Genomic DNA, 18,059 nt, shown 5'->3' with positions numbered 1-18,059 from the left:
AAGGAATTGCTGCCGGTGGTCGACACCCCCGGCATCGAGTTGGTCGCCGCCGAGGCCGCCGAGTCCGGCGCCGAGCCTCAATGAAGTGCAGCTCCCGAAGGAGCTGCGGCCCCCTCAGCGGTCAGAACCGGCAGCGGGTGCACGGCCTCAATGAAGTGCAGCTCCCGAAGGAGCTGCGGCCGGTGGGGCTCACCGGTACCGATCCGGGTACTCGGGCCTCAATGAAGTGCAGCTCCCGAAGGAGCTGCGGCACCGCGCCAGGCCAGCGTGCCGATGGCCTTCGTCGCCTCAATGAAGTGCAGCTCCCGAAGGAGCTGCGGCGAAGAACGCCGACGGTACTATCACCAACGCCTGGCCGGGCCTCAATGAAGTGCAGCTCCCGAAGGAGCTGCGGCCAGAGCGTGTCGACGCGGTGCTGGCCACCTCGCCTGCCTCAATGAAGTGCAGCTCCCGAAGGAGCTGCGGCGAAGGTGGTGTGCCGTGTCGTGCTGCGGCATGTGCGCCTCAATGAAGTGCAGCTCCCGAAGGCGCTGCGGCGTCCGGGGATCTTCTCTCGGAACAGAACCTGGGTGCCTCAATGAAGTGCAGCTCCCGAAGGAGCTGCGGCGGTCGTCTGACGATCCTGCCCGAAGAGTGGGAAACCCTGGGCCTCAATGAAGTGCAGCTCCCGAAGGAGCTGCGGCCATGTGCTGGTGCCGCGGCTCAATGGCGGGGTGGTGGCGCCTCAATGAAGTGCAGCTCCCGAAGGAGCTGCGGCTCGAGTCGGGTCGTACCAGGGGGCGTTGGTGATCGTGCCTCAATGAAGTGCAGCTCCCGAAGGAGCTGCGGCCGCCCCGCGGCTGGCCCCGGCGCCCCACTGTCCGCGCCTCAATGAAGTGCAGCTCCCGAAGGAGCTGCGGCCTGACCCGAGGAAGTCGAGGTCCTCTTCTGGGACGCCGCCTCAATGAAGTGCAGCTCCCGAAGGAGCTGCGGCTTGAGGCCGATCTGCACGTCCGTGGTCCGGGCCCCACGGCCGGCGGCCTCAATGAAGTGCAGCTCCCGAAGGAGCTGCGGCGCGGCCCGTTGTCGGATCGGTGGTCGAACTCCACCGCGCCTCAATGAAGTGCAGCTCCCGAAGGAGCTGCGGCTGGCCAGGTCGGCGCGCGCGGCTTTGAGACCCTTGCCGTCGCCTCAATGAAGTGCAGCTCCCGAAGGAGCTGCGGCCACCGAGCACGGGCCGGACGGAACACGCTTGGCCGAGCCTCAATGAAGTGCAGCTCCCGAAGGAGCTGCGGCCGACCGAGGACTGCTGCGGTCTGATCCTGCCCTCGCCGCCTCAATGAAGTGCAGCTCCCGAAGGAGCTGCGGCCTCGATGCCCGGAACCTACGCCCGCGACCGAGGTGTGCCTCAATGAAGTGCAGCTCCCGAAGGAGCTGCGGCGCCAACGCGTCGGCTGTCTCGCGTGGCGTCATGCCCTCGCCTCAATGAAGTGCAGCTCCCGAAGGAGCTGCGGCGGTCGGGTCGATGGCCGCGTGGGGACGATTGTGGCTGCCTCAATGAAGTGCAGCTCCCGAAGGAGCTGCGGCTGTCGTACCGGGGTGCGGCGTGGCCGGTGGCAGGCTGCCTCAATGAAGTGCAGCTCCCGAAGGAGCTGCGGCCGAACGTCAAGGGCGCGACCACGCCCACGACCCCGGAAGGCCTCAATGAAGTGCAGCTCCCGAAGGAGCTGCGGCCTGTGGCCGGCGGGCTCCTACGTGGTCGGGATGCTGGCGCGCCTCAATGAAGTGCAGCTCCCGAAGGAGCTGCGGCGTGAGGACAGCGCGGCGTGCTGTGCGACCCGAGCAAGCAACGGGCCTCAATGAAGTGCAGCTCCCGAAGGAGCTGCGGCACCGGTCGTGCACGTCGCGCATGTGCCGTTCCTGGCCTCAATGAAGTGCAGCTCCCGAAGGAGCTGCGGCCCTCACGATCGCATGTGGTACCGACAAGGCTGCGCGGTGCCTCAATGAAGTGCAGCTCCCGAAGGAGCTGCGGCGGAGAGTGTTCTACGGCGTAGAGCACGGTGAAGCGCTCCGCCTCAATGAAGTGCAGCTCCCGAAGGAGCTGCGGCACGTCACGGCCCAGGAACGAACCGAGATCGAACACGAGGCCTCAATGAAGTGCAGCTCCCGAAGGAGCTGCGGCGGCTGGCCAGCGGATGATGTTGGCAGCTTCGTCGAGCCTCAATGAAGTGCAGCTCCCGAAGGAGCTGCGGCGTCGAGGCGCTGCGGCCCGCAACCGTGCAGGCCGCCTCAATGAAGTGCAGCTCCCGAAGGAGCTGCGGCCACGTAGTCATCGCGTTGGTGGATCACGGTGCGCAGCCTCAATGAAGTGCAGCTCCCGAAGGAGCTGCGGCCAGGGACGCGCCTCGCTACCCCGGACGCCGGTTCGAGCCTCAATGAAGTGCAGCTCCCGAAGGAGCTGCGGCGCCGCGGCAGGCAGCCAACCGGGCTCGACGATCCGGGCCTCAATGAAGTGCAGCTCCCGAAGGAGCTGCGGCACCGTGCATCGGGCTCGCCGTCCAAGCCCTGTGGATCGCGCCTCAATGAAGTGCAGCTCCCGAAGGAGCTGCGGCCGCCGGAGAACAGCGCCACCTCGTCAATGACGAGCAGGCCTCAATGAAGTGCAGCTCCCGAAGGAGCTGCGGCCACGTCGCGCCAGTTGTCATAAACTTTGGCTGTTCGCAGCCTCAATGAAGTGCAGCTCCCGAAGGAGCTGCGGCCCAGTGGATCAGCTCCGCCGACTGTGGGTAGGTTTGGCCTCAATGAAGTGCAGCTCCCGAAGGAGCTGCGGCCGCCGTTCGATCCGATCGTCGGCCAGCGCGGTAGCGAGGCCTCAATGAAGTGCAGCTCCCGAAGGAGCTGCGGCACGTACGGGGTAGACCTGTTCTCCGGGCGCTCGGTGCCGCCTCAATGAAGTGCAGCTCCCGAAGGAGCTGCGGCGGGGAACCCCCTACCCCCCCGCCCAGGGGATCGGGAGGGCCTCAATGAAGTGCAGCTCCCGAAGGAGCTGCGGCACGTAATCAGAGATTCCTTCACCAGGCCCTCCCGTTCGAGCCTCAATGAAGTGCAGCTCCCGAAGGAGCTGCGGCGGCGGGGACGGTGGCGCCATCGACGTCGAAGCTCGAGTTGCCTCAATGAAGTGCAGCTCCCGAAGGAGCTGCGGCCATGGGTTTTCACCGGGTGTTGGTTTGAAGGCTCCGAGCCTCAATGAAGTGCAGCTCCCGAAGGAGCTGCGGCGCGTGGGATTTGGTCGACAAGTCTGGTTTCGCCACTGGCCTCAATGAAGTGCAGCTCCCGAAGGAGCTGCGGCCAGCCCGAGCGAGGCGCCGGGATCAAGCTGACGTGGGGCAGCCTCAATGAAGTGCAGCTCCCGAAGGAGCTGCGGCGTTCGGTAGTGAGCCGTTCGTCCGTTATCGACGCAAGCCTCAATGAAGTGCAGCTCCCGAAGGAGCTGCGGCGGGGGGTACCCTCGCCCCGCCCTGCCGGATCGCCCCGCCTCAATGAAGTGCAGCTCCCGAAGGAGCTGCGGCGGATGAGCGGGCGGTCTTCGACCACCTCGATCGCAGCGAGCCTCAATGAAGTGCAGCTCCCGAAGGAGCTGCGGCCCTCGACCAAGTCTCCGTCGGCCTCGGCCGCGGCGCCTCAATGAAGTGCAGCTCCCGAAGGAGCTGCGGCTCGGGGTCGGATCCACCACTACCGTGTCTCGCTGGCCTCAATGAAGTGCAGCTCCCGAAGGAGCTGCGGCTGGCAACGCTGAATGGTCCACTGCGGGTGTTTCAGACAGCCTCAATGAAGTGCAGCTCCCGAAGGAGCTGCGGCCGGGTTGTGGTCGGTCACTCGCCACCGTCCCGGTAGCCTCAATGAAGTGCAGCTCCCGAAGGAGCTGCGGCCGGGGGGTACCCTCGCCCCGCCCTGCCGGATCGCCCCGCCTCAATGAAGTGCAGCTCCCGAAGGAGCTGCGGCACGGGGGGTACCCTCGCCCCCGGCCGCCGGATCGCCCCGCCTCAATGAAGTGCAGCTCCCGAAGGAGCTGCGGCTCCCTCGCTCACAAGTTGGGGTACCCGGACCTCGCGGGCCTCAATGAAGTGCAGCTCCCGAAGGAGCTGCGGCCATCGGGCTCGCCGGTGCCGCGATCGGACTGGGACTGCTCGGCCTCAATGAAGTGCAGCTCCCGAAGGAGCTGCGGCGGGAGTTCAAGAGCGGTGCGAACAAGACCACGGGCCTCAATGAAGTGCAGCTCCCGAAGGAGCTGCGGCCTCATGGTCGCCGCGATCCGCGCCACCGGCCGAGCCGTGCCTCAATGAAGTGCAGCTCCCGAAGGAGCTGCGGCTCGACCTGGAGGCTGACCCCGATGGCGCGTCAGGTGATGCCTCAATGAAGTGCAGCTCCCGAAGGAGCTGCGGCGGTGACCGAGCAGACCGGGGGCTTCTCGACGCCGCCGCCTCAATGAAGTGCAGCTCCCGAAGGAGCTGCGGCTCCAGCGACCGCGTCGAGGCGTCGGTGACCACCTGGGCCTCAATGAAGTGCAGCTCCCGAAGGAGCTGCGGCCGGGCCAGGAGGTCCTGGCCCGCTTCCGTGTTGGAGCCTCAATGAAGTGCAGCTCCCGAAGGAGCTGCGGCGCACGACCGGTCGGTCAACTACTGGGGAGACAAGCCTCAATGAAGTGCAGCTCCCGAAGGAGCTGCGGCAACACCTACAACCAGGCGCTCAACAGCGTTATCGACTTGCCTCAATGAAGTGCAGCTCCCGAAGGAGCTGCGGCGTTGACCGACGAGTGGGTGCGGATGCCGTGGGAGTGCGAGCCTCAATGAAGTGCAGCTCCCGAAGGAGCTGCGGCCGCCGTTCAGCGCAGGATGAAAGGGCTCAGTGCCGCCTCAATGAAGTGCAGCTCCCGAAGGAGCTGCGGCGAGACCCCCTGCCCCCCGCCCACGGGATCGGGAGGGCCTCAATGAAGTGCAGCTCCCGAAGGAGCTGCGGCCAAGGCGGACAACCACCCCAGCTGGACCGGCGACAACGCAACGCCTCAATGAAGTGCAGCTCCCGAAGGAGCTGCGGCGGAACCCCCTGCCCCCCGCCCACGGGATCGGGAGGGCGCCTCAATGAAGTGCAGCTCCCGAAGGAGCTGCGGCCTGCTACTGGCTGGCCTGCCAGCTCCTGGGCGGGCCTCAATGAAGTGCAGCTCCCGAAGGAGCTGCGGCGTGCGCCGATAGCCTCGTCGACCTCGCCTGCCAGCAGGCCTCAATGAAGTGCAGCTCCCGAAGGAGCTGCGGCTTGCGGCGGTAGCGAGGCGCGTAGTCCTCGAACGGGGCCTCAATGAAGTGCAGCTCCCGAAGGAGCTGCGGCAGGGTCCAAAATACACCCCTGTTGACCTGCGCAAACGAAACCACTCGCGAGAGGTCCGATCCGACACGCCGGAGGAGCGGCAGAATACCGACCGCGCCGCCTCACGCAGTGCGCTGACCTCGCATAATGCTCTGCGAGGGCTCGCCGTGTTTCTCGGGTCGACGTAGCACTCGCGGAGCGGTTGGTCGGCTCAGATGACCACTGCGCCTGATCCAGTGATCCGTCGTGATCGTCCGACCGTCCGATACCGATCGATGTCAACGGTCTTCGCCATACCGAGGTCGCAGTAGATGACCGAATCCTCGGCGCGGGTGATGATCATGTCGATCTCGCCTTCGAGTCGAACCATTCGAGCGGGGCTGATGTCGACCACGAAGACGCTGTATTGCACTCGATCTCCGTGCCGCTGTAGGCATTTCGCCAGACGATCGCGCCTATTGTCGTCGGCGATGTCATAGGCGACGAGATATCGATGGGTGTCGTTTCTGGTCATCGTGTGGTGATCCCGACGTATTCGTTCTGGGTTCCATCGAGGTAGCCGAGGACCATGCGAGCTTGCACCTCGACCGCGCGCCGCCATGTGATCTTGTATCCGAACACCGGGTGGGTGAACTCGGTACTGATTCGTCGTTCGTAGGCGGAGATCAGTGCCTTTCGGCCACTGTCGCGCAACCGCGCTGACCCCAGTGCCAGGCTGAAGTCGTCGGGATCGAGTTCACCATTGTTGATTGCCGCGAGGACGACCGCGTCGGCTAGCGGTGCGCGGAACTCCTCCATGAGGTCGAGCGCGAGAGCGGGCTTGTTCCGATTGGAGCTGTGCAGGAATCCGGCGTGCGGATCGAGCCCGCAGGCGGCGACCGCACGAATGACCTCGGCAACGAGAATGCCGTAGACATAGTTGAGGGCGACGTTCAGCGGGTCGACCGCATGTCGACCTGACCGCCCCGACCATTGATCGACGAACCATGTCGATCTCGACCCGCGCAGCATCGTGGTGAACGCACCGAAGTATCGCGCGGCAGCCTCGCCCTCGATCCCGAAGATCATCCCGAGACTCTGCGCCGCGGCGACTTCGCACTGAAGCACGCGCAGGAACCTGACGACGTCGGGAGCGTCACCGTTTCGTCGAAGCAGGGTCGCCTGGTTGGCGATTTTCGCGGCGATGAACTCGCGTGACAATCCGATCCGGCCTTCTGCCGCAGCCTCGTGCTGCCGCACGCGCGCGAGCCCGTTGGGCGTGCGCGCGGTGTGACTCCAACCGATGACGCGACCGGCGCCGGAGCACCACACGATCGTCAGGCCGCGCCACATCAGTTCGCGAATCAAGGCCCCTGACAAGTCGATGTTGCCGTGCAACACCAGTCCTTGAATCCGCTCGAGAGGTACCGATGCGAGCTGCTCGCCGCGACGTTCGACCTTCATCCGGCCCCGCCCGACCGAGGCCCTGCTGCCAGGAGTTGCGAGATGAACGATATTCGCGTCAGGGTCCGCCACGACGATCCGTCGGACGACCTCGCGCTGACTCCGTTCATCCGGCAGGCAGACACCGACGTGGGAGCACCTCATACATCGCGAATCGTCCTCCAATGGCTCCGGTGCTGTCGGAGCCGTCACCGACGTGCGGGTCTCGCGCACCAGCGCCTCTGCCGCAGCCTTGTCCGCGTCGGTCAGGTCGACCGCGACGTACTTGTTGTGCGTCGTGAAGAACACGCCGAATTCCGAGACATCGTGTCCCATTTCGACGAGGCACTCGCCCTGAAGCGCCAGTTGAACCTTCATCGCGTCGGTGACTTCGGGAATGCGCCGAACAGGTGTGGCTTTGAATTCGACCACCTTCAACCCGGCCGCGCCATCGTCGACGACGTCGGTTCGGCCGACGATCCCGAGCGCGCGATGCGCGATATCGACTGCCCGGTGCGTGCCGAGCCGCGAGGCGGCGGGATTGTCGACGGCACGATGCGAGGCCGTGCCGACTGCCATTTGGTAGGTGTCGGTGCTTTCGCCCGCTGCCTCCAGCCATGCCCGTCGCGGGCAGAAAACATGATGTGCGACCAAGCTGATCGGGAGCGATTCCATGCTCATAATCCTTTGTCTGACGTGCAGATTTGTCCGTGAAGGCTTCGTACATGGCCCCCGGTCTTGGCTGTGAACGACCAAGAACTTGGTGGCGGAGTGTGCCGCGATGGCTTCCCTTCGGAACGTAGCCCGCCCCACCGACATGTTCGCGAAATCCTTCGTCGGCGAACTCGCCCGAGGCGGTGTCTGGGCATGTGTGAACGACCGACCGACGCCTGTCCGATGATGTGTAAAACGGAACATGTCGTACCCGTGATGCAAGATGCTCCGCAGGTTGCCGAGATTCGCGTCGGCGGCGACAGGGCTCAACACCAATGCAGCGCGATCAGGGGAGATTCAGTGACAGACTTGTCGTACGGCCAAGTGCTCGACGCATGTTCGGCGGGGGGTTCGTCAGCGCTGACTTCAGTGACCGAACTCGTCGCGGCCGGCGGATCACACGCGGCCGTGGCACCGGCCCGATATGTGGACAAACGCGGTGAGGCGATCTACGCCTACGAGACGCGGTTCATCGACGGCGGACCACAGTTGACTGTGGTCATCGACCAGAAGCAGAGCCAGCTCAACCGTGTGGAAGCAGCGATTCAGCAAGCGATTTCGGAAGGTCACCCGCTCTTCGGCACCGTGCCGCGGGTCGAGGTCACCTATCAGGGAGAGGGCGGGTCGTTCACGGATCTCGACCTGCCCCATCGCGTGTTCGACGGACACATTCGCGCGGGAACCGTTGACGGACAAGCGGTCACAGCGACCGAGGCCTACCGCGCCGCCCGGGATGCGTCTCCGGCGAATGCCCGCGCGTTGCTCGAATTCGCCCCCACCACACTGGTCTTCGGCGGCTGGGACTCCACAAGACGCAGTCGGCAGGGCCGCTACCGTAGCGCTCTGGTCGGCGAGATCGTGGGTGTGCTGTCAGAACAGGATCGTGGCGTCCCCGAGTCCCGCCGGGGCGGGGCGCGCGTCGATCCGGTCGGGATGAGCGTTCAGCTCAGTGGTGAGGACCTGCTCTCCCTTGTCAACGACCAGAAGACCGAACTCAGTCCAAAACTGATCGAGAAGGTCGAGAAGGCCGCGAAAGCTCGTGCTGCCAAAGGAAATTCGGGTTCCGTCCTTGGACTGGGCGGAATCCCCCCTACCCTCGAGTCGCTCGGCGCCGTGTCATGCAGCCGCATCATCCGCACTCACGTACTGAGTTTCGCGGCCTTGCGCCAATTGCGATTCGGCTCTGGTGCCGACGGTGATGCCGCCTGCCGCGCGCTGCTCGCCGCATACGCGCTGGCCGGCTTGGCACGATCGGACTCGGAACTTTCGCTGCGCGCCAACTGCGATCTCATCGAGGCTGCCGTGCCACAGGTTCGGTTGGACGCTCGCCATGGCCAGTTCGTCGAACTCACGGCGCTGTCGATCGCTGCGGCCGACGCGGTCTTCGAGGAAGCGTTGGCCACCGCGCGCCGTGTCGCGGATGTCAACTGGTCGGGGCAGATCTTCGAGGTTGTCGGCAATCCGCTCGTTGCGGGTTCCGCCATCGCCGACTCCGGCGAGGAATGACCCGTGGCGACCGGAATTCGCGCGCGATTCCTCCTCGGAACCTATACCGGACATCTGGCGAACGGATTGGCCGAACCGATCCCGACTCCGGGACGGCTGCACGCAGCGCTACTCAATGCCGCTGGCCAGGGCCTCACGGCCGTCGAAACCGTACACGGACTGGCGCCGTCGCCCGCTGCGATAGCGGCACTGGAGTGGCTCGAGCAGCATCCACCAACGGGGCTTCGTGTTCCCCGAGTCGCACCGCTGAGCAACGTCTCGATCAAGGCGTTTCGAAAAGAGGGCACGATCCCGAAGGAGGGCAAAGACTGGAAAGACAAGGTCACCGCACGCGCCACCGCGGACGGGTACGCGGTGGCGGGCGAGATCGGGTGGTGCTGGCATGAGCCCATCCCCGCCGATATTCAGGAGACGCTTAGTCTGCTCTGCGCCGACGTCGGATGTTTGGGCGAAGCACTCAGTCCGGTCGTCCTCGACCTGACCGATATCGAGGCGACGCATTTGCTCGATCACGAGGCAACACCATTCGATCCAGGCGGCATATCCGTCCAGGCCGCCATCCCTGGCCGAACCAGCGCTTTGGCGCAAGCTCACCAGGAGGCGACCGCTCGCGTGCCAACAGTCGCCCAAGATCGACACACCAGTTCCGAATCCGCCGGATCACCACCGCCGCCGCAGGCTGGTCTCGAACAACTCCGTTACCGGGAACCCGCCGTCGAGCGGTCAACGGCACCCTGGCCAGACGTGCTCCTGGTTCCCGCGAAACCGTCCTTCGGCCCCGAGATCAAGCCCCAAGATCGGGTTCAGTGGTGCGTCACGCTGCACCGCGCGCTGATCTCCGCCATCGGATTCGGCGCTTCGCCGCTGATCACTGGGCGATACCCGGAAGGTGCACCGATTCCTCCGAATCGTGTGGCTATCCAGTACTTGTCCAGCAGCCTGGTTCGTCACCACGGCATCGATGGACCAGCCTTTGCCGTCATGCTGCCACCGAACAGTGGCGCTGAAATCGAATCCGTGGCATCGAACCTGCCGTGGCTGGGCAAGATCACCCACAGGAACCAGACCGTCACTCTTGCTGAACCTGTTGCCATCAGCGGCGATTCGATGTGGGATACACCGCTGCCTGGAACTGTCAGGTTGTGGCGGACCGATACTGTTGTGGTTCCCGAGACTGCGCCGCAGCGGCGCGGTCGAGGCCCGAACGGTGCACGGCCGGCGTGGACGTTGAAGGACGCCGCCCTGGTTTCGATCGGCTTGGTCTGGCGCGATTCGTTTTCTCCGCCGAACGGCAATCGATGGTTCGAAGAACTGTCCGATTCTGTCCGCATCCATCAGGTCCACGTGTTCGACACCCAGCGGGTCCACGCGTCAGACGTGTCCCGTTGGGTTCACAAAACCCCCAGCCAAGTCGTCGTCCAGCCGTATCGCGCGACCGTCGCCCTGGGCGATCTGGCGGGTAGCGGAACGTTGGTCGCGATCGGCCAAAGCAGGCATCTCGGCGGTGGGCTGCTCGTGCCACGGGATGTGCCTGTCGAGATGGTGCTCGACTCACTGGGCGAGGGGAAACCGTGCTGACAATCGAGGACTTCAGTGCCTTCTTCGCTGAGGTCAATGGCGGTGATCAGCCGTATCGGTGGCAGCGACGGCTCCTCGAGCAGATCGTTGAGAGCGGGCAGTGGCCAGACCGGATCGTCGCACCGACCGGAGCCGGCAAGTCCAGCGTGATCGAGATCCACTTGTTCGCCTGTGCGGCCGCGTCCCTCGAGGCGACCGTGCGTATTCCTCGGCGACTATCGATTGTCGTGAACCGGCGTGCACTCGTCGATCGCCACGGCCAGCGAGCCGAAGCGATCAGCGCTGTCCTCATGACGGCGCCCGACGGATCTGTTTCGGCCCGCGTCGCGACCGCGCTGACGGAACTTCGCACAGCGCAGGAACCAGCAGACCGCCCTTTCGACGTCGTCAATCTTCGGGGAGCAGTGGCACTTCAACGCGATTGGGTCAATGACCCGAGCGCAGTGCAGGTCATCTGCGCGACCCCCGATATGTGGGGCAGCCGCGTGTTGTTCCGCGGCTACGGTGCCAGCCGCCTTGCCGCACCTCGCGCGGCGGGACTGTTGACGTACGACAGCGTAATGGTGCTCGACGAGGCTCATCTCAATCGACAATTGTTGGTCACCGCCCGCAGGATCGCGCAGCTGATCGCACCGAAGGCCGATCTACTCGAGGTTCCGACCCTCCAAGTGGTGGAGACCACGGCAACCCCAGCGAACGCGGCCGAGGATTACACCGAATGTGGTGTCGCCGCTGCGGACTTGGACGAGAGCGACGCCCTTCGACGCCGACTGTCGACACCGAAACCTGTTGTTCGGGTCGAATCGAGCCACTGGCCACCAGCGCGCACCGGTAAAGCCCGAGCCGACTATCTCGATGATCTCGCCGAGCAGGTCCGTCGTCTTCATGACACCTACGGCCGTGGACTGCCCGCCGGACGAACAGTGGGTTGTTTCGTCAACACTGTTTCGGTCGCAGTCGATGTAGCTCAGCTGCTGCGCAAGGCGGGATTGCGAGTCGAGGTTGTCGTCGGGCGACTGCGGCCGTTCGATCTCGGGCGAATGCCAGCGGGTTTGCTTACACCTCAGGGCAATTCAACGGTGGATGTCCTGATCGCCACGCAGACATTAGAGGTCGGGGTCGATCTGGACCTCGCCGCCGCAGTGTCCGAACTCGCTCCCGCGCAAGCACTCGCACAACGTGCCGGACGGGTGAACCGGACTGGCAAAACCGAAGACACTGAGTTCGTGGTGATCGGCCCGACCGAGGATTCGGACCTCTTGGCCGAATCACGCGGCGAGCGTGTCGAGTGCGCACTCGCGATCTACCCGTACGCGGCGAAGGGCAGCACCGGCGCATACGCCCACCTCGCGGATACCTGGCAGTGGCTGGCTCGACGAGGCAGTGACCCGAACGGAGTCGCCCCATGGGCGCTGGTCGATGACCCCCCTGCTGGTCTCAGCCTTTCTCGACCATTGTTGCAACGCCTCGAATGGTCAGACGCCTGGCTGCTGAGCCGCACAGATGGCAATCTCGTCGCGGACCCGGACCTGACATTGTGGTTGCGCGATTCTCTCGAGTCCGACTCCGCCACAGCGGGACTCGTGGTTCGTGTGCTTCCGGCCGATGACCAGACCGCCAAAGCATTGATGGAGGTCACACCACCCCTGACCGATGAAATCTATCCGTGCAGCGTGGACGACCTGCACTATCTGCTTCCTCGCCTACTCGGTGATGCCACCGACGAACCGCGACGCGCGTTCGTATTCAGACAGGGTGAGATCGCCGCCGTCCTGATCGCCGCAGACGACATCGCCCGAGCGGTCAGCGAGTCGGTACAACCAGGTGATGTTGTGGTGGTCGACAGCAGCCACAAGGTGTGCACCGGCAAAGTGGTGGTGAAAGCTCCTACCGATCCAGGTGTAGACGTGTACGACAAGTTGGATGGCGCTCGGCTCAGGTACTTCATCAACCGCGATCCAGCGTCTGCGACGTGGATCAGTCGACTGCTGGACGACATGTGTGATCTGGTGAAGGACGACCCAGAACCCGGCGAGTCGGATCTCATTACCCTGGTGTCGAAATATATCGACGACGACCCACAACTAGAACGCGTCCTCGCCGCCGACACCGACCTGGTGCAGTTCACCTGGGCAGGTCTCGATGACCTCTCGGCGGCCTGGCTCACCATCGCAGTCGGCACGGCCCAAACCCTGACCGACCAGGTCCAGCAAGTGCATTCACGGAACACCGTCCACCTCGACGCCCACAACCAGGATGTCGGCGATCGCGCTGCCACGATCGGACAAGCGGTCCGACTGGCAGAGAGTCTGGTTCCGACCTTGCGCGAAGCCGGATATCGGCATGACACGGGCAAGCAGGATCGGCGATTCCAGCTTTTCCGGCTCGGCAACAGCGACCAAACCGTTCGCCTCGCAAAGAGCACAGGCTCATTGCGCCGCGCGGTGCGCGCGGACGTCACTGGCGGGCTTCCTGTGGGCTGGCGTCACGAGCAACTGTCCGCCGCGTTGACAGTGTGTGCGCTCGGCCTCGAAGACGAGCACCACGCGCTCACCGCACGGCTGGCCGGCACCAGCCACGGGCACGGGCGGCCAGGATTTCCGCATTCCGCACAGGAACTGATCGACACCCAGTTCCTGGAGGCGCACGCCGCGACGACTGATCTCTTCGATGGCGGTAGTTGGGACGAACTGATCGAGTCGACACATGATCGGTGGGGTGTGTGGGGGTGCGCATACCTGGAGGCGCTGCTCCGAGCGGCCGACTGCCAGATTTCCCAGGAGGGCAGATGACGGTACTCGAGCTACCCGGTGACATCACGAACGCGCTGAGCCATTTCACGCTCTATGGGCTGGCCGCGATCTGGGAGGCCGAATCCGGCCAACGAACGCGCCTGTGGTGGAGTCGCGCACGAACTCCGCAGCCACACCTCGACATCGGCGAAGCACAATTCGCAGACGTTGCCGAGGCAGTCAACCACCACGCCTGCCGACACAGCGCCGATGATGACTGGGTCCAGCACAGCCTCACGCACGAAGACCGGGTAACTGGAACCCTCAGTCCGAGAATCAAAACCCCGTCCTCGCCGGCCTCGTGGAACCAACTTCAGGCGTCTCGCCATACGGCAATCGACCGGATCGCATCCTCATCGACCGATGACCTCCGAATGATCGGCGCGCTCGGCGAACCCGCCTACTGGCGATTCGAGCAGAACACGCCACGTCCCGACGACGGGGCCAGCCGCTGGGAAATGAAGACGCGCAATCGCGGCGAGGAGTTTCTCGGCAACCGACTCGCACCCCTCGCCCACGCGGTCGCTCTCCGCACCAGGGACCAGATTCTCAGCGGGCTCCTTGGCGAGACGTTGGTCGACGAGATCGGGGGGGACAAGGCAGAATCCCGCACCGCCACCGGACTGACCCGCCCAGGCCCCGTCGACAACGCCGTCGCCTGGTGCGCCCTGTGGGGACTGAGCCAATTCCCCACGATTCACCAGGTCCGCCGACAATCGGTGACCCCCGGAGCCCACGTACCCACCCGACGAACACACCCGACTTCGATGTACCTACCCGTACCGACGGTTCCCCTCGCCTCCGCACGCCTAAGGACCCTGCTCGTCTCGAAGCAGATAGCGGTGGCCACGACCCCAACCGACCCCGGCCACCCGGCCGCTCGAATGTGGCTGTGCAACAGGGGCGTTCCCGCCATCACCGTTTTTCCAGTGTCCGTCAGCGACAATCCGAGCGCCCCAGAACGCCAGGTCTTGGCCGGATCCCTCACCCCACTGGCGTGATATCCCAGCAGGTGGGGCTCAACCCGAGCCCCACCTCCCAAGACGGCCGAAGGCCATCGCTGCGTCGAATGACTTTTCTTGGAGGGACACCAGACCCGGATGAAGTGCAGCGGTTCGATGCTACAACGAGCCACGGCGCGAACAGCAACCTTCCTCCTGCCGAATCTCGGAGCTAGAACTCACCTTCCAGGCGCTCCCGCAGCACGTCTTTCTCCAGCTCAGCGTCCAGCAGCAAACGTCTCAACCGGATGATCTGGTCCCGCATCGACTCGGGGGCATCGTCCGCTGATACCCGTCTGTGTTTTGCCATTGTCGACCATTTCCTCTTGCATGGAAACCAGATAGAAAGAAAGTGACATGGATCGCCGGTTGACACGAAATCACCTGCGGGACAACGCACATGACGATCTTTCACCCCGGTGAGCATGACATCCCGCACCGTCAGGCACAACCCCAAGCGCGGCAGCCGCCGGATGCGCACTTGGCTGACAGCGATCGCTTGCTGAGGCCATCCCCCTGGCGAGCCAATTGGGCGGTACGTGACCCGATCATCCAACCTCGATGAAGTGTGCGAAAGGAACTCCGACTGGGTCCCACCTGTCTCGCCGTGGCCGATGTGGGTCGGGTCCTCAATGAAGTGCAGCGCGCGAGGTGCTGCGGCGTGGTGAACGCCCTGGCGGTGATCGGCGAGTGGCTGACCCTCAATGAAGCGTAGCTCCCGAAGGTGCTGCGGCCGCCCGGTACAGATCCTCTGCCGGGCGGGGCGCATCCTCCCCTCAATGAAGTGCAGCTCCCGAAGGAACTGCGACGCCCCTTGGCACCCGTCCCGCGGCTTCGAAACAGTCACGCCTCGATGAAGTGCAGCTCCCGAAGGAACTGCGGCCCCGCCCTGCCTGAACTGTCGGTGCCGCACATGGCCCCTCAATGAAGTGCAGCTCCCGAAGGAACTGCGGCCGGGCGATGCGGGGGTCGTCGGGGGTGTGGTGGTGGAGCCCTCAATGAAGTGCAGCTCCCGAAGGAACTGCGGCAGGGTCCAAAGTACACCCTGCTTGACCTGGGTAAATGAATCCCCTCGCGAGAGGTCCATTCCGACACGCCGAACGGTAGCGAACCCCTGCCTGCACCAAGTGCCTTCGGGTCGCTGAACTCGAAAACACCCTGCGAGGGCTCGCCGCGATTCTCGTATCAACGCAGCCGTCGCGGAGCAGTTGGCTCAGATCAAACGCTCCTGAACCTTCGTCAGTCGGTATCGATCCGATAGGCAGGGCCAGTGGCCTCCCGCCCGGGAGCCTGTCCTCTCGTGGCGGCCCGTGCTGCGGAATCGCGGCGGTCGGGCCGCCGCGCTTTCCGGTCGGCCGTTTCGGGAGGAACAGCGCTCCCGAAAGACGCGTGGTCAATGCCGAGGCTGTTTCCGCCGTGACGTGTGTGCACGACACCGAGGCAGGCGGATCGCGGGACGGGGCGAATAACCGACCGTGACTCACGGCAATTCGCGATTCGCGTCCGGTTGACAATCGGTCGGTGTCTCACCAAGGTGGACGGGGCCTGGCGGCCTTCGTGGCCGCCCCCACATCGAACCGCAGCAGACATCGAGGAATTAATGAACGTTCGTCGGCTCACCGTCAGCCTTGCCGCCGTAGGGCTCGCCCTGATCGCCGCTCCCGCCGTCGCCCACGCCAACTCGGGTTCGGCGGGCACGGGCTCGTCCAGCTTCGACTCCATCCTCGCCATGACGGGCTCGGCGAGCCTGGCCCAGACCGGGTCCGCCGGTGGTGCGTTCCGCGACTGCGAAGAAGCCAAGGCCGCCGGCCGGGCGCCGCTGTTCCGCGGCGAGTCGGGCTACAGCCCCCACCTCGACCCCGACGGCGACGGCCTGGCCTGCCCTACGCAGTAGTTTTGGCGGCTGGCGCCGCGGGGTTTGTCGGCCCCTTGGGCCTCGGATCCGAGGGGCGATACTCCGGCTTCGCCGTTACGTCTCGCCCCTCGGATTCGAGGCGGCCGAAAACCCGGTGATGGTGCGCTACACGCGAAAACACCCGATGCGAGCTGTCGCATCGGGTGTTTTCTGTTTGTGCCGCTTGTCGATCAGTGGCGGAAGAGCTTGATCAGGACCACGCCCGCTACGAGGACGCCTGCTCCGATCAGTGTGTATTTGACCTTCGGCTCGTTCAACTTGGCGACCACCATGTTCTTGGTGTCGTCCGCGATCCGTTGCGGATCGGCGCGCACCGCCAGTTCGTCGAGCGTGGTCGCCAACCGGGTGCGCGCGATCTCGATCTCGCGTTCGATCCGGTCGGTGTCGTCCTTGGCCACCGTCACCTCCAGGTATATGTCTGCTGCTCGCCACGAGTCTATCCATGCGCCCGGCGGACCCGGTCGGTTACCGTGCGGTGGTGACCGACAACCATCGCCTCTCCCCCGGCGACACCGCCCCCGCATTCACGCTGCCCGACGCCGACGGCAAGGACGTTTCGCTGTCGGACTACCTCGGACGCAAGGTGATCGTCTACTTCTACCCGGCCGCGAGCACCCCGGGCTGCACCAAGCAGGCCTGCGATTTCCGGGACAGTCTGGCCGAGCTCGGCGGCGCGGGCCTCGACGTCGTCGGGATCTCGCCGGACAAGCCCGCCAAGCTGGCCAAGTTCCGCGACGCCGAGAACCTGACCTTCCCGCTGCTGTCGGATCCCGAGCGTGACGTGCTCACAGCATGGGGCGCCTTCGGCGAGAAGATGATGTACGGCAAGACCGTCACCGGCGTGATCCGCTCGACGTTCCTGGTCGACGAACAGGGCAAGATCGAACTCGCCCAGTACAACGTCCGCGCCACCGGGCACGTGGCGAAGCTGCGCCGCGAGCTGTCGGTCTAGAAGGCAGCCGATCGAGCCGAACAATACGCCTCTGATCATTGCCTATTTACACATATAGTCTTTTGAGAGACCATATGTGTATGAGCGAGATGACGACCTCGCAAGCGGCCGAGATACTGGGCATCTCACCCCGGCAGGTTGCCCGCATGGCATCCGCCGGCCGGATCGACGTAGCCAGACGAGTTGGACGCACCCTGCTGATCGACGCCGGCTCGGTGCACCGACTCGTTCGGCAGCGCAGAAATCCTGGGCGGATATGGACTCAGCGCGTGGCGTGGGGCGCGCTGACGTTACTTTCCGGCTCCGATCCCGGGTGGATGTCTGCTGCCGAACGCACCCGGCTCACCCATCGGCTCCGCAGAATGGACGCGGAAGAGCTCGCACATCTGAGCTCCAACAGGGCTGACGTGTATCACTTCCGCGGCGACTCCGATGCGGTGCACGACCTGCCGAACTACATCGTGGTGACCGGATCATCCGCGACACAACATCCCCTCTGGAAGCGGTTCGATCTGACTTCCGAGGCAGGAGGGGTCGAGGGGTATATCCCAACCTCTGAGCTGGAAACTCTGGTCGGCCACTTCCACCTCACCCTCGACCCGGCGGGTGAGATAGTCCTTCGCACTACGGCATTCGAGGACGCATTCTTCGGCGGTAGCACCCCCTGGGCAGCAATCGCCGTAGATTTGACCGAATCTCTCGACACCCGCGAGAGTCGGGCCGGCCATAACGAACTCACCGAACTGCTCGAGAAGATGCGCCACCATGAGCGATAGCTCCGGCCGCGCCCGCTGGCGCATACCCGCCCCGGTAGGTGGTTGGGGCCCACCTTGGCCACA

General features: G+C 64.7%; 11 protein-coding genes and 1 CRISPR repeat array. Of the genes, 7 read left to right on the top strand and 4 right to left on the bottom strand.

Annotated features, from left to right (window positions below; translation table 11 throughout):
* Window positions 1–74 precede the first annotated feature (74 nt).
* Window positions 75–5,361: a CRISPR direct-repeat array (repeat unit 36 nt; unit sequence GCCTCAATGAAGTGCAGCTCCCGAAGGAGCTGCGGC).
* Between the two features lie 190 nt (window positions 5,362–5,551).
* Window positions 5,552–5,854, bottom strand: coding sequence for a CRISPR-associated endonuclease Cas2 (cas2, locus tag ACFP3H_RS18730; protein ID WP_378607798.1), 303 nt, complete (start codon window positions 5,852–5,854; stop codon window positions 5,552–5,554).
* Window positions 5,851–7,437 carry a CRISPR-associated endonuclease Cas1 gene (gene cas1, locus ACFP3H_RS18725; RefSeq protein ID WP_378607796.1) on the bottom strand — a complete coding sequence of 529 codons (1,587 nt, stop codon included), beginning with the start codon at window positions 7,435–7,437 and terminating at the stop codon, window positions 5,851–5,853. Before cas1 ends, cas2 begins: the two co-directional genes overlap by 4 nt.
* 408 nt (window positions 7,438–7,845) lie before the next feature.
* Here cas1 and cas7g point away from each other — a divergent pair, with 408 nt between their 5' ends.
* Genes cas7g through ACFP3H_RS18705 form a run of 4 tightly spaced genes read left to right on the top strand, consistent with a single transcriptional unit; the run spans window position 7,846 to window position 14,353 of the window.
* The gene (cas7g, locus tag ACFP3H_RS18720) at window positions 7,846–8,982 is read left to right on the top strand and encodes a type I-G CRISPR-associated RAMP protein Csb1/Cas7g (protein WP_378607794.1); all 1,137 of its coding nucleotides are present in this window, start codon (window positions 7,846–7,848) and stop codon (window positions 8,980–8,982) included.
* Window positions 8,983–8,985: 3 nt separating this feature from the next.
* Window positions 8,986–10,560, top strand: coding sequence for a type I-G CRISPR-associated protein Csb2 (csb2, locus tag ACFP3H_RS18715; protein ID WP_378607792.1), 1,575 nt, complete (start codon window positions 8,986–8,988; stop codon window positions 10,558–10,560).
* Window positions 10,554–13,352 (top strand): type I-G CRISPR-associated helicase/endonuclease Cas3g, encoded by a 2,799-nt coding sequence (cas3g, locus tag ACFP3H_RS18710; protein WP_378607790.1) that lies wholly within the window; start codon window positions 10,554–10,556, stop codon window positions 13,350–13,352. Before csb2 ends, cas3g begins: the two co-directional genes overlap by 7 nt.
* A complete protein-coding gene (locus tag ACFP3H_RS18705) occupies window positions 13,349–14,353 on the top strand; it encodes a hypothetical protein (protein WP_378607788.1) in 1,005 nt (334 codons plus the stop codon). Before cas3g ends, ACFP3H_RS18705 begins: the two co-directional genes overlap by 4 nt.
* A gap of 172 nt (window positions 14,354–14,525) precedes the next feature.
* Here ACFP3H_RS18705 and ACFP3H_RS18700 read toward each other — a convergent pair whose 3' ends face one another.
* Window positions 14,526–14,834, bottom strand: a complete 309-nt coding sequence (locus ACFP3H_RS18700) for a hypothetical protein (protein ID WP_378607786.1) — start codon at window positions 14,832–14,834, stop codon at window positions 14,526–14,528.
* A gap of 1,119 nt (window positions 14,835–15,953) precedes the next feature.
* On the opposite strand from ACFP3H_RS18700, the gene ACFP3H_RS18695 reads away from it, so the two are divergent.
* Complete coding sequence (locus tag ACFP3H_RS18695; RefSeq protein WP_378607784.1) at window positions 15,954–16,247, top strand: excalibur calcium-binding domain-containing protein; 294 nt, start codon at window positions 15,954–15,956, stop codon at window positions 16,245–16,247.
* A gap of 191 nt (window positions 16,248–16,438) precedes the next feature.
* Here ACFP3H_RS18695 and ACFP3H_RS18690 read toward each other — a convergent pair whose 3' ends face one another.
* Window positions 16,439–16,672, bottom strand: a complete 234-nt coding sequence (locus ACFP3H_RS18690) for a DUF3618 domain-containing protein (protein WP_378607782.1) — start codon at window positions 16,670–16,672, stop codon at window positions 16,439–16,441.
* A 74-nt stretch (window positions 16,673–16,746) separates the two neighbouring features.
* Between ACFP3H_RS18690 and bcp the strand changes: the two genes are divergently transcribed.
* Both bcp and ACFP3H_RS18680 read left to right on the top strand, forming a co-directional pair.
* Window positions 16,747–17,220 (top strand): thioredoxin-dependent thiol peroxidase, encoded by a 474-nt coding sequence (gene bcp / locus ACFP3H_RS18685; RefSeq protein WP_378607780.1) that lies wholly within the window; start codon window positions 16,747–16,749, stop codon window positions 17,218–17,220.
* An 80-nt stretch (window positions 17,221–17,300) separates the two neighbouring features.
* Entirely contained in the window at window positions 17,301–17,996 is a 696-nt protein-coding gene (locus ACFP3H_RS18680; protein WP_378607778.1) for a helix-turn-helix domain-containing protein, read from the top strand.
* The last annotated feature ends 63 nt before the right edge of the window (window positions 17,997–18,059 follow it).

The sequence above is a fragment of the Nocardia lasii genome, from assembly GCF_042658545.1.
GTDB classification, from domain to species: Bacteria; Actinomycetota; Actinomycetes; order Mycobacteriales; family Mycobacteriaceae; genus Nocardia; species Nocardia lasii.
This window is presented reverse-complemented; position numbering and strand designations above follow the sequence as displayed.

Excerpts from the sequence above, each read along its gene's own strand:
- cas2 (WP_378607798.1), bottom strand. The coding sequence starts at position 5,854 with ATGACCAGAAACGACACCCATCGATATCTCGTCGCCTATGACATCGCC.
- cas1 (WP_378607796.1), bottom strand. The coding sequence starts at position 7,437 with ATGGAATCGCTCCCGATCAGCTTGGTCGCACATCATGTTTTCTGCCCG.
- ACFP3H_RS18705 (WP_378607788.1), top strand. The coding sequence starts at position 13,349 with ATGACGGTACTCGAGCTACCCGGTGACATCACGAACGCGCTGAGCCAT.
- ACFP3H_RS18695 (WP_378607784.1), top strand. The coding sequence starts at position 15,954 with ATGAACGTTCGTCGGCTCACCGTCAGCCTTGCCGCCGTAGGGCTCGCC.
- ACFP3H_RS18680 (WP_378607778.1), top strand. The coding sequence starts at position 17,301 with ATGAGCGAGATGACGACCTCGCAAGCGGCCGAGATACTGGGCATCTCA.